Genomic DNA, 14475 nt, shown 5'->3' on the forward strand with positions numbered 1-14475 from the left:
TATTTTGTACATTACCGAAGTCACATGAAAACTTTAATTTATTGATATTAATGTTTTTTTAGACTTGTACAGAGCGTTACACGCCGAAACCAATCACTCACGGACAACGCGGTTCGACACGCCTATTATTCTTCCATCGGCCCCGCAGTGGGGTAGACACTTAAACCGAAATTCTTGAGGAATTAAACATGAAAAAAGTATTAGCTCTGGTTGTTGCCGCTGCAATGGGTCTGTCTTCTGTAGCTTTCGCTGCTGACACTACTGCTGCACCAGCTCCTGCTGCTGCGCCAGCTGCAACTACCGCTGCTCCAGCGGCTGCTGCTCCAGCTGCAAAAGCACCAACTAAGCATGCTGTTAAGCATAAGAAAGCACACAAGAAAGCTGCCCAGAAAGCCCAGGCTGCTAAGAAACACAAAAAAGCGAAGAAAGCCGCACCAGCTCAGAAAGCCCAGGCTGCTAAAAAGCACGTAAAACACGCTAAAAAAGCTGCTCCAGCACAGAAAGCTCAGGCTGCTAAAAAGCACGTGAAACATGCTAAAAAAGCTGCTCCAGCACAGAAAGCTCAGGCTGCTAAAAAACACGTGAAACATGCTAAAAAAGCTGCTCCAGCAGCTAAATAAGTAAGAAGTCTTGGTGAGAGTATTCACTCACTGTTAGTAAGACTGATTATTCAACACCCGGTTCGCCGGGTGTTTTTTTCTCTGGTTTACTATCTTGAGGGGCTGATAATGATGCTGCGCCGCTACCTTTTTGAAATCACACTCAGTTCTTTGATCCTCTGCGGTCTAATCACCCTCTCCTTCCTGATGCAGTTCGAAGTGCTCTAATACTCAGCTTTCGCTTTTCCCGCAATTCCCCTCTCTCCAAACCCAAAACTCGCCAAATTTTAGACATAAAAAAACCGCCTTGCGGCGGCTTTGTTATTCATTTCAGCCAATCAAATCAGTACAAAAGACGCGCGCGAATGGTGCCTGGAATGGCCTTCATCAGCTGAAGCGCAGTCGATAGCGTCGCGGTATCGGTTTCAACATCGATAACCACGTAGCCAATCTGTGGGCTGGTCTGCAAGTACTGCGCGGCAATGTTGATACCCTGCTCGGCGAAGATCTGGTTGATGCTGGTCAGCACGCCCGGACGGTTTTCATGGATATGCAGCAAACGGCTGACGTTTGCGCCATGTGCTGGCAGAGAGGCTTCTGGGAAGTTAACGGCTGACAGGGTGGAACCATTGTCAGAGTATTTCGCCAGTTTGCCCGCCACTTCCAGGCCGATACCTTCCTGCGCTTCCATGGTTGAACCACCGATGTGCGGAGTCAGGATCACGTTATCAAACTCGCACAGCGGAGACTCGAACGGGTCGCTGTTGGTGGCTGGTTCTTCCGGGAAAACGTCGATAGCCGCGCCGGACAGATGCTTGCTGCGCAGAGCGTCGCACAGCGCCGGAATGTCAATCACCGTGCCGCGCGAGGCGTTAATCAGCAGTGCGCCCGGCTTCATCTGTGCCAGTTGATCGGCACCGATCATATCTTTGGTGTTCAGGGTTTCTGGTACGTGCAGCGTGACGACGTCGCTGGTTTGCAGCAGTTCGTTCAGGCTGGCGATCTGTTGCGCATTGCCCAGTGGCAGTTTGCTTTCGATATCGTAGAAGAAGACGCGCATCCCCAGCCCTTCGGCCAGAATACCCAGCTGTGTACCGATATGGCCGTAACCAATGATACCCAGACGCTTACCGCGCGCTTCAAACGATCCGACGGCCAGTTTGTGCCACACGCCGCGGTGTGCTTTGGCGTTGGCAGCCGGAATACCGCGCATCATCAGCAGCATTTCGCCCAGCACCATTTCAGCCACTGAGCGAGTGTTAGAGAACGGCGCGTTGAAGACCGGAATACCGCGCTTAGTGGCTGCATTCAGGTCAACCTGGTTGGTCCCGATGCAGAAACAGCCTACGGCAACCAGCTTTTCAGCAGCGGCGAATACTTCTTCAGTCAGTTGAGTACGCGATCGGAGTCCAACAAAGTGCGCATCACGGATCGACTCTTTCAGCGATTCGTTATCTAAAGCACCTTTGTGAAATTCAATATTGGTGTAACCCGCGGCGCGGAGTGTATCAACCGCACTTTGGTGGACGCCTTCCACTAACAAAAATTTAATCTTGTCTTTCTCAAGTGATACTTTTGCCATTTCCCGACCCTATTTGTTCTGACTGATTATTCTGACTGACGACGTGTGCAACCGATGGTGTTTTTAAAGCTGACGTGGCGGCCGTGAGGCAGCAACATAGCCAACATAACAAAAAATTCGCCATCATCAATACAAACGATTGCCTCGTGGCTAGCAGAAGCCTCAGTCAGCCGAGGGCTTTACAGAATTTAATGCTGAGGAAGAAATTTGCAGCCGGATGTTACCGAGGTATGGGGCAGGAATGTGACATAAGTCACCAAATTCGGCCTTGCGAAGAAAAGATGATTCAGGCGGTAAATTATCATCTTCATAACATTGCATTATGACCGCAGCATGACTGGCTGCGACGAAACTCGCGCAGCCAGATCTTCTACTTATCGCTCAGGCAGTCAGATCACTTGAGCGTGACGGTTTTGACCCCGTCTGCGGTGCCGACCAGCGCGATATCTGCGCCGCGGTTAGCAAACAGACCGACGGTAACCACGCCCGCGATGCTGTTGATCTTATTTTCCAGCGCGATGGCATCGAGAATCGACAAGTTGTGCACGTCCAGAATCACATTGCCATTATCAGTGATCACATTTTGGCGATACTCTGGCAGGCCGCCCAGCTTGACCAATTCGCGCGCCACGTAAGAACGCGCCATCGGGATCACTTCGACCGGCAGTGGGAATTTGCCCAACACGTCGACCTGTTTGGACGCGTCAACGATACAAACAAACTTCTTACTGATCGCTGCGATAATCTTTTCACGCGTCAGTGCCGCACCGCCGCCTTTGATCATCTGCATCTGATGGTTAATTTCATCAGCACCGTCAACGTACACCGCCAGTTCATCCACTTCGTTGCTATCGAAAACGTGGATGCCCAAGCTTTTGAGTTTCGCGGTGGAGGCGTCTGAGCTGGAAACCGCGCCTTCGATTTGATGTTTGATGGAGCCTAATGCGTCAATAAAATGGGCGGCGGTAGAGCCGGTGCCAACGCCAACAATGGTGCCTGGAGTCACGTAATCAAGCGCGGCCCAACCAACTGCTTTCTTTAATTCTTCCTGAGTCATCATGGCTTCTCTGCTGTTTTGCATACGGGGAACGACGCCAATGATTATAAAGCATGTCCCCGCAAATTGGGCAGTCGCCTTCCGAGCCAGATCACACTTATATAAGTCGGCAGGGCAAGTTATGGCGCAGCGTCGGCTGGCAATAACTTGCGGGGAGAGCCGTTTTAGTCCACCCCAAATGCGCTAAATCTGTGGCATAGTGTTTGAATAAATTAAATCCAAGGGACAGAACTCCGATGAAACGCCCAGACTATAGAACGCTTCAGGCGCTGGACGCTGTGATCCGCGAGCGCGGTTTTGAGCGCGCCGCGCAGAAGCTTTGCATCACTCAATCGGCGGTATCTCAACGTATCAAGCAGCTCGAGAATTTGTTCGGCCAGCCTCTGCTGGTCAGAACCGTACCGCCGCGCCCGACTGAGCAAGGGCAAAAATTGCTGGCGCTGTTACATCAGGTGGAACTGCTGGAGGAGGAGTGGCTGGGCAATGACAGCGGCACCGACAGCAATGACACGCCGCTGCTGCTGTCGCTGGCGGTCAACGCCGACAGTCTGGCGACCTGGCTGCTGCCCGCGCTGAAATCCGTGCTGGTCGACTCGCCCATTCGCCTGAACTTGCAGGTGGAAGACGAAACCCGCACCCAAGAGCGCCTGCGTCGCGGCGAAGTGGTGGGCGCAGTGAGTATTCAACCGCAGCCTTTACCGAGCTGTCTGGTAGACCAACTGGGCGCGCTGGACTATCTGTTTGTCGCCTCCAAGCCCTTTGCCGATCGCTATTTCCCCAACGGCGTGACCCGCTCGGCGCTGCTCAAAGCTCCGGCCGTGGCCTTTGACCATCTCGACGATATGCATCAAGCCTTCTTGCAGCAGAACTTCGATTTATCGCCGGGCAGCGTGCCGTGCCACATCGTTAACTCGTCAGAAGCCTTTGTGCAGCTGGCTCGTCAGGGAACCACCTGCTGTATGATCCCACATCTGCAAATCGAGAAAGAGCTGGAAAGCGGCGAACTGATCGACCTGACGCCGGGCCTGTTCCAGCGCCGGATGCTGTTCTGGCACCGTTTCGCGCCAGAAAGCCGCATGATGCGTAAAGTCACTGACGCCCTGCTGGCCCACGGCCGTCAGGTGCTGCGTCAGGATTGATTGGCATTCTAGCCAATAAAAAACCCGCCGAGGCGGGTTTTTCTTTTTAAGCATTAAACTTAAATAATCAGCTTAAGCAATCAACGACTTAGCGTTGCAGCTCAAACACTACGTCGACCTGATCGTCAAAGTGGATGCTTTGCTGCTCGTACGTTTGCGCCGCGTCGCTTTGCGCAGAGGCTTCAGCCGCTTTGTACATACGCGCTACCGGCATTGGCTGGTAGTTGGCGACGTGGTAGCGAATGCTGTAAACCGGGCCGAGCTTGGCGTGGAAGCCTTCGGCTAGTGATTTAGCCTGCTCTGTTGCGTTATCAATCGCTTTCTGACGAGCCTGATCGCGGAAGCTTGCTGGGTTCGCCACCCCAAGCTCTACCGAGCGAATCTCATTTAGGCCGGAGCTTAGCGCACCGTCCAGCAGGTCATTCAGCTTATCCAATTGACGCAAAGTCACCTGAACCTGACGCACGGCGCGATAGCCTTTCAGCTCGGTGCCGCCATCTTTCAGGTAGTTATATTCGGGTTGTGTGCTCAGGTTAGCGGCGTTGATATCTTTCTTCTCAATACCGTTCTTCTGTAGGAATGCAAAATACTCTGCCACGCGCTGGTCAGCCTGTTTCTTCGCTGACGCGGCGTCCTTGGCCGATACATTGACTTCAATCGCCAGTGTCGCAATATCCGGCGTTGCGTCCACGCTGGCAGTCCCTGACGTTACTACGTGGGGACCCGCAGGTACCTCAGCAGCCTGAAGTGCAGCAGGTAACGTCCCTAATCCCAACATTGCAGCCATCGCCAATGCTTTTAATTTCACAGTGCCTCCATTAATCATTCCAGATTTGGCATTAAACTCGTTCACTAACCTCAAAACCCTAGCATAGTAGAGCAATTAACAGGGGAAGATTAGGGACAAAATCTTAAAAATGCCCGGCGGGAAAGTTTACATGTGCAGCGTTTGACGAGCCAGTTGAACGGCAATTCCCCACATGATCGCGCCGACCACGAAGTTAATCACTCGCTGCACTTTGCCACTGTTGAGCCAAGGGGAGAGCATCGCGGCCAGTATGGCCAAGCCGAAGAACCAGATACCCGACGCCATCACGGCACCCAGCGCAAACCACGAGCGCTCGTCGCTGCTCAGGCTGCCGCCGAGGCTGCCCAGCACCACGAAGGTATCGAGATAGACGTGCGGATTGAGCCAGGTCACGGCCAGCATGCTGACCACGATTTTCCAGCGGCTCTGCTTCGCCACTTCCGCCTGTGCGAGTTCAGGATTTTTGGCAAAGGCGGTGCGAAACGCGCCCCAGCCGTACCACAGCAGGAAGGCCACCCCGCCCCAGCTCACCAGCGCCAGAATAGTCGGTGACTGGCTGAGCAGCGCGCTGCCGCCGAAGATGCCGGCGCAAATCAGCAGGGCGTCGCTGATGGCGCAGAGCGAGGCGATCATCAGGTGATATTGTTTACGAATCCCCTGATTCATTACAAAAGCGTTTTGCGGCCCGATGGGTAAGATCATGGCCGCGCTCATCGCTAACCCTTGAAAAAATATTGCCAGCACGTCGAAATCCTTAAAAATCCAAAGTGGAATGACGCGCAGTTTATGCGAGCTTGGTCATTAGCGGAAATTGATAATTCTAATCCTTCATAAGCTCCGCTAATTACCTAATTGCCTGAGTCACAGGCATAAAAAAGGCGCCCGCAGGCGCCTGTTGGATTCGAGCTGAAGGAGGCTTATTCCGCCACGCCTTTTTGCCCGATTGAACGCTGATCTTCCTGCTGGCTCGCGGCGGCATCGGCCACGTGATAGAGATGAACATCCATCTGCGGGTAAGCAATATTGATGTTGTTTTTGTCCAGCGCGCGCTTGAAAGCTTCCAGCAGATCCCAGTTCACTTCCTGCGCATCGCCGTTAGTGGTCCATACGCGCACCACGAAATTCAGCGTGGAAGCCGCCATTTCGTTCAGACGAACGGTTACGCCTTTGTCGTGTTGAATGCGCTTGTCGGCCGCAATAATGTCGCCCAGCACCTTCTTCACCGTGTCGATATCGGAGTCATAACCGACGCCAACGATGATCTCGGTACGGCGGTTTGGCTCGCGAGAGGTGTTGATGATGTTACCCGCGATAATTTTGCCGTTCGGCACCACAATCACTTTGTCGTCAACGGTACGCAGCGTGGTGGAGAAGATCTGCACCTGCGTCACGGTACCCGCAACGCCGCCTAAATCGACATACTCACCGGCGCGGAAGGGACGGAAGATAACCAGCAGCACGCCCGCAGCGAAGTTCGACAGCGAGCCTTGCAGCGCCAAACCTACGGCTAAACCGGCGGCACCGATAACCGCGATGACGGAGGTGGTTTGCACGCCAATACGGCCCAGCACGGCAATCAGCGTGAAGGCGATGATGGCGTAACGCACCAGCGCAGCAAGGAAGTCTGACACCGTCAGATCAATGCCACGCAGTTTCATCACACGGCTCACTGCACCTGACAGCACGCGAGCAATAATCAAACCGACAATCAGGATAAAGATCGCGGCGACAATATTCACGGCATAGTGCAGCAACAGTTCCTGATTGCGCACTAGCCAATTTCCAGCATTGTTAATGCTGCCTACAACGTTCAAATCTTCCATTCGAAACACCCCTAAAAGTACCCACGCGGGTAACCAGAAAAACCACGCTGAAAAAACCAGCGGATGGACTCCTCAAGCTTTTAAGGGTAACTAACAATGCGTTGAAGTGCCAACCCTGCGGGAAAGACTTCAGTAAAATTAGGAATTTGCATGGTTGTTTTTCAGCGGTTCAGGAGATTTAAAGGCCTGCAGTGGCCCGCGACCACTCAGCGCGAAGGCTGAGATTATCGTGAAGGTCAGTGCGATCAACCCAAGGATCAGATACGTTCCGTGAAAACCAATACGGTCATACATGTTCCCGGCAAAGACGGACATAAACATGATTGCCAGCTGCTTGAAGAAGCAGAAGGTGACCAGATAAATCGTTGCCGAGAAACGCACCTCAAACACCGACGTGATGTATTTGAAACAGCCCACAATCAGGAAAGGTATTTCAAACATATGCAGCGTTTTCAGTACCACCACCTCCAGCGGTGAAGAAGCAAATGAAGAGCCGATGATACGCACCGACATAATCATCCCGGCTAGCAGCAAAGCATTCTTACCACCTATGCGGTTCACAATCAGCGGCGCGAAGAACATGATGCAGGCATTCAGCAATTCACCCAGGGTAGTGACGTAGCCAAAGACGCGCGTCCCTTCTGAAGATGAAGAAAAGAACGAGGTAAAGAAATTGGCAAACTGCTGATCGAATACGTCATAAGTACAGGAAACGCCAATCACGTACAGGGCAAGAAACCACAGTTTTTTGTCTTTCAGCAGCTCAAGCGCCAATTTGAGATTGAACGATTTGGAGTTCACTCCCAGTTCGTTGGCCACCCGGGCGCTTGATGTCACCTCCGGTTTGGCGAGCAGTAACAGAATGGCGAGGATCACCGCACAGCCGGAGCCGAGCCAGAACACGAATTCGTTATTGATGGTAAACATGATGCCGACCACTGATGCGCAGAGCGCCCAGCCGACACAACCAAACATACGCGCCCGGCCAAATTCAAAGCTGCTGCGACGGCTGACTTTTTCGATGTAAGCCTCGATAGCGGGGGCACCGGCGTTGTAAATCAGTCCGAGGTAAATCCCCCCAACCACCGAGCCAAGATAAATGTTTATTTTCAGTAACGGGCCAAAAACATAAATAAAGAACGGCGCGAACAAAACCAGCATGCCGGTGATGATCCATAGCAGATGTTTTTTCAGCCCGAGTTTATCGGCAAGTAAACCAAACACCGGCTGGAACATTAGCGAGAATAACGAAATACTGGCGAAAATAGTGCCGGTATCGCTTTTGCTAATGTGATTGATGTCATGTAGCCAGATAGGGAAGAACGGGAAGTAGGCGCCCATGATGAAAAAGTAGAAAAAGAAGAACAGCCCGAACATCCAAAAGTTAGTGTTTTTCAGGTAATACATAAGCAGTTTCCTTACGTCTGAATATTGCGCCGCTGGGAGTTAACCCAGCGGCACAGGCTGTCAGGCACGTTTCCAAATGAACGAGTAATGGTACTGGCCGGCTGTCAGCAGGAACTCCGGGCTGACGCTTGGGCTCCATGAATCATCGCCGCCGACGCCCATATGGAAGCCGTCGATGTTCAGCCATGTGCCCTCTTCTTCACGCAATAAGTGACGATGACTGGTATCCATCAGCTGGCGCAGACTGTAGCGGCTCAGACCAAAGTGGAAATTGCCGCGTAACTTCCATCCGGCGTAATCCAACTCGCGGGTCTCACCGCGCAGGCCGTTTTCGCTTGGGAAGACGTATGGCGTATACAACTCAGCCAGCGGCAAATCCCAGCGACCGTGTTGCGCCGCCAGACGGCGGTCGGGATAGTTTTCGTGCGGCCCTAGCCCCAGCCAGCTGACGTTCTCAGCGCTGTCCGCTAACTGACAGGTCAGGCCGATGCGTCCCGGTGACGGCACGTTTGACGCCACACGAACGTCGACACTGATATGCAACTCGCCCTGATTATTGATGCTGAAAATTTTGCGGCTCAGCAGGCGCGTTTCTTCATCGGTCATAAACCCATGAGTGGTAGTAATCACCACCCTGTCCTGCAACTGATCGGCGCTGATATTCAGCAGCCGCGATTCCAGGTGATACATTCCAGCGGCTTTCCAGCGCTCAATCCAGGCATTCGGATCAATACGGCTCACTTCACTGACGCCGATATCGTTATCGACGGGCGCGCGGACAAACTGGTCGCGCAACGCAGATAGTAGCCGCGGCGTTTCGCCATCAAACCACTGTTCAAGCTGCCCAGTTTGCTGACTGAACTGCCAGCGTTGCGCGCCGTGTGCCACAGAAATCAGATCGCCCTGCTGATCCAAAACCGGCGCAGCTGCGGGGATTCTCTCCGCCACCGGCAGGCTCAGAGGTTGTGGTAACTGCCATTGATCCCAAGCGCTGCGATGTCCGGCTTCAGACCACGCGGTCGCCTGCGGCTGATGTACAGCAACGTTCAGCCACACATCACCTTCGGCCTGCGGGATATCACCCAGCTCTAACGTCTGTTTACCATTTGGCGCTATATTCAGCGCCGCTTCCCCCTGTGAAATCACTTCGCCGTCATGTTCAATACGCCAGACTAACTGCTCGTTATCACTGTCGCGGAACAGATATTCACTTTGAATTTCGATCGTCAAAGGTGAGGTGCAGATCAGCGAGAACTGGAAGAATTGCTGTGCACGCTGCGCTTCGAATAAGGACGGATGCGGCGTACGATCGGCAAATACCAGACCGTTCATACAGAACTGGCGGTCATTCGGCGTGTCGCCGAAGTCGCCGCCGTAAACCTGATAACTTTTGCCCTGCGGCGAGGTTTTGGTCAGGCTCTGATCAACCCAGTCCCAGACGAAACCGCCCTGCAGACGCGGATACTGGCGGAAAGCTTGCCAGTATTTATCGAATCCCCCGAAGCTGTTGCCCATAGCATGAGCGTATTCGCAGAGGATCAGCGGGCGTGTTTCATCCGGCATGCTGATCCACTTTTTAATCGACCATTTTGGTACCGCCGGGAACGGCTGATCCTGTTCAACGCGGGAATACATCGGACAGATAATATCGGTTGCTGCGCTGTTAGCCCCCCCACCTTCGTACTGCACCGGACGGGTAGGGTCGACAGATTTGATCCAGCGATAGAGCGCGTCGTGGTTTGCGCCATGCCCTGATTCGTTGCCCAGTGACCAGATGATGATGCAGGGATGGTTGCGGTCGCGCTGAACCATGCGCGTGACGCGTTCGCTGAAAGCGTTAAACCACAGCGGGTCGTCCGACAGGCGATTCATCGGCTGCATGCCGTGGGTTTCGATATTCGCTTCATCCACCACGTACAGGCCGTATTCGTCGCACAGCTTGTACCACAGCGGATGATTCGGATAATGCGAGCAGCGCACGGCATTAAAGTTGTGCTGTTTCATCAGCACAATATCGCGACGCATGGTGGCTTCATCCATAACCTGACCGTTTTCAGGATGATGCTCGTGACGGTTGGTGCCTCGGATCAGCACTGGCTGACCGTTTACTTTCAGCAATCCGTTGCTGATTTCAACCTGACGGAAACCGACATCGCACGCTTCGGCTTCAATAAGTTGGCCTGTCGGTGAAATCAGTGAAATCACCGCGCGATATAGCGCTGGTTGTTCTGCGCTCCACAATTTCGGCCGGCTAACTGGCAGGCGCAGCGTAGTACGGTCATACACTGCACCCCGCTCATCAATAATTTCGCTGCCTAGCGGTTGCTGATGTTCTGCTACCGCTTTATCGCCCTGCCAAAGTTCGACGCGTACCTGATAATCAGTCGCAGTTTCCTGCGGCACGGCGGCACTGACCTGGACTTCCAGCTCCGCCTGCGTGAAACCGTGGAATAGATGCGTGCGCACCTGCAAGTCGGTGATTTGCTCCACCGGTTTATGCAGTAACGTGACATCTCGAAAAATGCCGCTCATGCGCCACATATCCTGATCTTCCAGATAGCTGCCGTCACTCCAGCGCAGCACCATCACAGCCAGACGGTTTTCTCCAGTGTGTAAAACATTGCTGAGATCGAATTCAGCCGGTAAACGGCTGTCCTGTGAGTAACCGACCCACTTGCCGTTACACCATAAATAGAACGCCGAATTGACGCCGTTAAACACGATGCGCGTTTGTCCGCTGCTCAGCCAGTCATGATCCACAGAAAATGTGAGCGAGTAACAACCGGTGGGGTTTTCTTCGGGTACAAACGGCGGATCCACCGGGATCGGATATTGAACATTGGTATATATTGGCGCGTCATAGCCTGCCAGCTGCCAGTTTGATGGCACCTGTAGGCGATCGGCGTCAACCAGATCCTGTTGCAACCATTGCTCAGGAACTGCCTCCGGGCGGTTAAAATAGCTGAAACCCCATTCGCCATTGAGGCAGCGGATTTTTGCTGAAGGCTGATTTTTTCTGGCTTCCTGAGCATCACGCCAACTGCTAAACGGCGGATGCGCAGGTAATCTATTGCACTGCGTCGAGGCAGGTTTCTCCCAGTCACGGCGGGCCAGAACGGTGGCCAGCGATGATAATTTATCTTCAGCAGATGGGTTCATACTCTCTTCTCGGCAAATTGTTATACGCTCACAATAATGTAAACATGCTTATCTGAAGAGAGTAAGTAAAGCGGAGGAATTCAGGAAAGGGACGCGGATCACAAATTCCGCGCCAGTCAGTGTTTACAAAGAAGGTTTACAGGGCACTAAGCTGATGCGCGATCCGGATCAGTTCCTGAGACAACGTTTCCTGTGAGACATTTTCTGCGCCTGGTCTGGCAGTGGTATGGCGCTCGACCAAAGAAGTGGGCAACAACAGGGAGCCACCGTGATGATTGTCATGATTATGCAGATTACCCAGCAGGCGATTGATGCTCTCATGCCCCAGTAGGCGAAAATCCTGTTTGATGGTGGTCAGCGGCGGGAAGAAAAAGGCACTGTCTTCAGTATCGTCATAGCCAATCACCGAAATTTGTTCCGGCACCCGCAGACCAAACTCATGCACGGCACGCAGGACACCGAGCGCCATCTGGTCATTGGCGACCAGAATGGCTGTCGGGCGCTTCGGCTGATTGAGCAGTAAAAACGCCTGCTGATAACCCGACGCCGCGCTCCAGTCGCCGTGCTGAATCGCACAGGGTGTAATATCACGCGTAGCCAGCGTATTTATCCAGCCTTCATAACGCAAACGCGCAGAGATAGATTCGAGCGGACCAGTCAGCACCGCGATTTGCTGATGTCCAAGCGCCAGCAAATGTTCCACCCCCTGCTCAGCCCCGCAATGCGGATCGAACAGAATTTTGAAGACGTCTGCTTCGGGATCCACATCCAGAAACAGCGCCGGCAAAGTGCCACAAAGCTGAGCTATTGCTGTCGCATCATCATTTGACAGCGGCACGTTGATCAGAATCCCATCCACCCGCTGTGACATCAGTTCGTTCACCGCCGTACGGCAGGCGGCCAGACTCAAGTTGTCGATCATCGAAATCACAACGTTGAAACCCAACTGATTCGCGCGAGTTTTCATCGCAGATGCGATTTGTGAAGGTGCGTGCAGCGCCAGTTCGGTAGTCGCCAGCCCGAGAGTGAAGCTTTTTTTGCCCGCCAGTTGCTGAGCAACACGGTTTGGGACGTAATTCAGCTCAGCCATCGCCTGTTCGACTTTATCGCGCGTTCTGACGGACACGTGCGCCGCCTGATTCAGGACGCGAGAAACGGTCTGATAGGACACACCCGCATGGCGCGCGACATCATCAAGAGTGACAGATTTTGGCTTCATGGCTTTCTACCTTCGGACCTCATGTTATGGACAGCTTAAATCACCTTCTTCGCAGTGCATAATGTCATTAATTTCTTTGGTGCGCTGCTCGGTCTTCGCTTGCAGACATTGGGAATACACCATCGGCTGCGCTGAGCCGCCTTCAACGCCAGAAGATTGGAAGTCACAGTCGCTGTCGCGGAAAGCAATCCAGCTGCGCTGCGCCACTTTCAACTTCTTCTGCTGGTCAGCATTGAGTTGCGACATCTTCAGCTTATAGGCCTGATTTAACAGGGCATCGCTGTGTTTGAATTCCTGCGCGGCGCAGATATTCATGTCAATTTGGGTGTTGGCATTTTTACAATCAACCTCGGCGGCGTGGGCCAGCGGGGTCAAAGCTAACAAAGTCAGCAGAACGGTAAGACGCATTTTCCTGTTTTCCTATGGAGAGCCTGTGGAGTGCCTATAAAGAGCCAGCCTGTGGAGAGTCAGGCATATGTTTGCCGGATTATAGACAATAAAAAAAGGGGCCGAAGCCCCTTTTAAGGTAATTCTCACTCTCTGATCCAAAGATCAGAATGGTTGAATTACAGACGGTCGATGGCGTTCAGTTCTTTGAATGCCAGTTCCAGGCGAGTCACCATGGAAGACTGTGCAGCACGCAGCCATACGCGTGGGTCATAGAATTTCTTGTTAGGTTTGTCCGCGCCTTCCGGGTTACCCAACTGACCTTGCAGGTAAGCTTCGTTTTTCTTGTAGAACTGCAGAATACCGTCCCAGTTAGCCCATTGGGTGTCGGTATCGATGTTCATTTTGATCACGCCGTAACCCACAGACTCTTTGATTTCAGCAGCAGTAGAACCAGAACCGCCGTGGAATACGAAGTTCAGGGAGTTGTGTGGCAGGTTGTGTTTCTTGCAAACGTACTCTTGAGAATCACGCAGGATGGTCGGAGTCAGTTTAACGTTACCTGGTTTGTACACGCCGTGAACGTTACCGAATGACGCAGCGATAGTGAAGCGCGGGCTGATGGCGTTCAGTTTTTCGTAAGCGTAATCAACGTCTTGTGGTTGAGTATACAGAGCTGATGCGTCCATATGGCTGTTATCAACGCCATCTTCTTCACCACCAGTGCAACCCAGTTCGATTTCCAGAGTCATGTCGATTTTTGCCATGCGAGCTAAGTACTTGCTGCAAATTTCGATGTTTTCTTCCAGAGATTCTTCTGACAGGTCGATCATGTGAGAAGAGAACAGTGGCTTACCGGTTTTCGCGAAATGTTTTTCGCCAGCGTCCAGCAGACCGTCAATCCATGGCAGCAGTTTCTTCGCGCAGTGGTCGGTGTGCAGGATAACTGGAACACCGTAGTGCTCAGCCATCTGGTGAACGTGGTGTGCGCCAGAGATTGCACCCAGGATTGCCGCGCCTTGTGGCACGTCAGTTTTCAGACCTTTGCCCGCGATGAACGCAGCGCCACCGTTAGAGAACTGCACGATAACTGGAGCGCGAACTTTAGCAGCAGCTTCCAGAACGGCGTTGATAGAGTCGGTGCCTACGCAGTTAACTGCTGGCAGAGCAAAGTTGTTTTCTTTAGCAATAGCGAAAACTTTCTGCACATCATCACCAGTGATGACGCCAGGTTTTACGAAATCAAAAATTTTAGACATAGTTCGGTGTCCTTTTTCGTCGGCCGTAGATGGATT

At 52.8% G+C, this 14475-nt stretch carries 13 protein-coding genes; 3 read left to right on the top strand and 10 right to left on the bottom strand.

Going from position 1 to position 14475, the window contains the following annotated elements:
• Positions 1–188: 188 nt before the first annotated feature.
• Both asr and ydgU read left to right on the top strand, forming a co-directional pair.
• Entirely contained in the window at positions 189–620 is a 432-nt protein-coding gene (gene asr / locus V2154_RS18335) for an acid resistance repetitive basic protein Asr (protein WP_034790559.1), read from the top strand.
• A gap of 108 nt (positions 621–728) precedes the next feature.
• Positions 729–827, top strand: coding sequence for a small membrane protein YdgU (gene ydgU / locus V2154_RS24970; protein ID WP_456863683.1), 99 nt, complete (start codon positions 729–731; stop codon positions 825–827).
• A 115-nt stretch (positions 828–942) separates the two neighbouring features.
• On the opposite strand, the gene serA is transcribed toward ydgU, so the two are convergent.
• Positions 943–2181, bottom strand: coding sequence for a phosphoglycerate dehydrogenase (gene serA, locus V2154_RS18340; protein WP_353503346.1), 1239 nt, complete (start codon positions 2179–2181; stop codon positions 943–945).
• Between the two features lie 394 nt (positions 2182–2575).
• Positions 2576–3238 carry a ribose-5-phosphate isomerase RpiA gene (gene rpiA / locus V2154_RS18345; RefSeq protein WP_278881272.1) on the bottom strand — a complete coding sequence of 221 codons (663 nt, stop codon included), beginning with the start codon at positions 3236–3238 and terminating at the stop codon, positions 2576–2578.
• 236 nt (positions 3239–3474) lie between these two features.
• Between rpiA and V2154_RS18350 the strand changes: the two genes are divergently transcribed.
• Positions 3475–4377 (top strand): LysR family transcriptional regulator ArgP, encoded by a 903-nt coding sequence (locus V2154_RS18350; RefSeq protein ID WP_034793031.1) that lies wholly within the window; start codon positions 3475–3477, stop codon positions 4375–4377.
• Positions 4378–4465: 88 nt separating this feature from the next.
• Here the strand turns inward: V2154_RS18350 and V2154_RS18355 are convergent, their stop codons facing one another.
• The 8 genes from V2154_RS18355 to fbaA form a co-directional block, all read right to left on the bottom strand.
• Positions 4466–5185, bottom strand: a complete 720-nt coding sequence (locus tag V2154_RS18355) for an oxidative stress defense protein (RefSeq protein WP_072009911.1) — start codon at positions 5183–5185, stop codon at positions 4466–4468.
• Positions 5186–5311: 126 nt separating this feature from the next.
• The gene (gene argO, locus V2154_RS18360) at positions 5312–5929 is read right to left on the bottom strand and encodes an arginine exporter ArgO (protein ID WP_353503347.1); all 618 of its coding nucleotides are present in this window, start codon (positions 5927–5929) and stop codon (positions 5312–5314) included.
• Between the two features lie 173 nt (positions 5930–6102).
• Positions 6103–7008: a small-conductance mechanosensitive channel MscS gene (mscS, locus tag V2154_RS18365; protein ID WP_353503348.1), complete on the bottom strand. Its 906-nt coding sequence runs from the start codon at positions 7006–7008 to the stop codon at positions 6103–6105.
• 138 nt (positions 7009–7146) lie between these two features.
• Complete coding sequence (locus V2154_RS18370) at positions 7147–8415, bottom strand: MFS transporter (RefSeq protein ID WP_353503349.1); 1269 nt, start codon at positions 8413–8415, stop codon at positions 7147–7149.
• A gap of 60 nt (positions 8416–8475) precedes the next feature.
• Positions 8476–11574: a beta-galactosidase gene (locus V2154_RS18375; protein ID WP_353503350.1), complete on the bottom strand. Its 3099-nt coding sequence runs from the start codon at positions 11572–11574 to the stop codon at positions 8476–8478.
• A gap of 136 nt (positions 11575–11710) precedes the next feature.
• On the bottom strand, positions 11711–12793 hold the full coding sequence (locus V2154_RS18380) for a LacI family DNA-binding transcriptional regulator (protein WP_353503351.1): 1083 nt from the start codon (positions 12791–12793) through the stop codon (positions 11711–11713).
• 24 nt (positions 12794–12817) lie between these two features.
• Positions 12818–13201 carry a lysozyme inhibitor LprI family protein gene (locus V2154_RS18385; RefSeq protein ID WP_353503352.1) on the bottom strand — a complete coding sequence of 128 codons (384 nt, stop codon included), beginning with the start codon at positions 13199–13201 and terminating at the stop codon, positions 12818–12820.
• A gap of 158 nt (positions 13202–13359) precedes the next feature.
• Positions 13360–14439 (bottom strand): class II fructose-bisphosphate aldolase, encoded by a 1080-nt coding sequence (gene fbaA / locus V2154_RS18390; protein ID WP_034793046.1) that lies wholly within the window; start codon positions 14437–14439, stop codon positions 13360–13362.
• Positions 14440–14475: the final 36 nt, after the last annotated feature.

The sequence above is a fragment of the Ewingella sp. CoE-038-23 genome, assembly GCF_040419245.1.
In the GTDB taxonomy this organism is placed as follows: domain Bacteria; phylum Pseudomonadota; class Gammaproteobacteria; order Enterobacterales; family Enterobacteriaceae; genus Ewingella; species Ewingella allii.

What these genes read in the sequence shown, in the direction of transcription:
- fbaA (WP_034793046.1), bottom strand. Translation starts at nt 14,439, where the DNA reads ATGTCTAAAATTTTTGATTTCGTAAAACCTGGCGTCATCACTGGTGAT.
- V2154_RS18375 (WP_353503350.1), bottom strand. Translation starts at nt 11,574, where the DNA reads ATGAACCCATCTGCTGAAGATAAATTATCATCGCTGGCCACCGTTCTG.
- rpiA (WP_278881272.1), bottom strand. Translation starts at nt 3,238, where the DNA reads ATGACTCAGGAAGAATTAAAGAAAGCAGTTGGTTGGGCCGCGCTTGAT.
- ydgU (WP_456863683.1), top strand. Translation starts at nt 729, where the DNA reads ATGATGCTGCGCCGCTACCTTTTTGAAATCACACTCAGTTCTTTGATC.
- V2154_RS18370 (WP_353503349.1), bottom strand. Translation starts at nt 8,415, where the DNA reads ATGTATTACCTGAAAAACACTAACTTTTGGATGTTCGGGCTGTTCTTC.
- V2154_RS18385 (WP_353503352.1), bottom strand. Translation starts at nt 13,201, where the DNA reads ATGCGTCTTACCGTTCTGCTGACTTTGTTAGCTTTGACCCCGCTGGCC.
- serA (WP_353503346.1), bottom strand. Translation starts at nt 2,181, where the DNA reads ATGGCAAAAGTATCACTTGAGAAAGACAAGATTAAATTTTTGTTAGTG.
- V2154_RS18350 (WP_034793031.1), top strand. Translation starts at nt 3,475, where the DNA reads ATGAAACGCCCAGACTATAGAACGCTTCAGGCGCTGGACGCTGTGATC.
- asr (WP_034790559.1), top strand. Translation starts at nt 189, where the DNA reads ATGAAAAAAGTATTAGCTCTGGTTGTTGCCGCTGCAATGGGTCTGTCT.
- V2154_RS18380 (WP_353503351.1), bottom strand. Translation starts at nt 12,793, where the DNA reads ATGAAGCCAAAATCTGTCACTCTTGATGATGTCGCGCGCCATGCGGGT.
- mscS (WP_353503348.1), bottom strand. Translation starts at nt 7,008, where the DNA reads ATGGAAGATTTGAACGTTGTAGGCAGCATTAACAATGCTGGAAATTGG.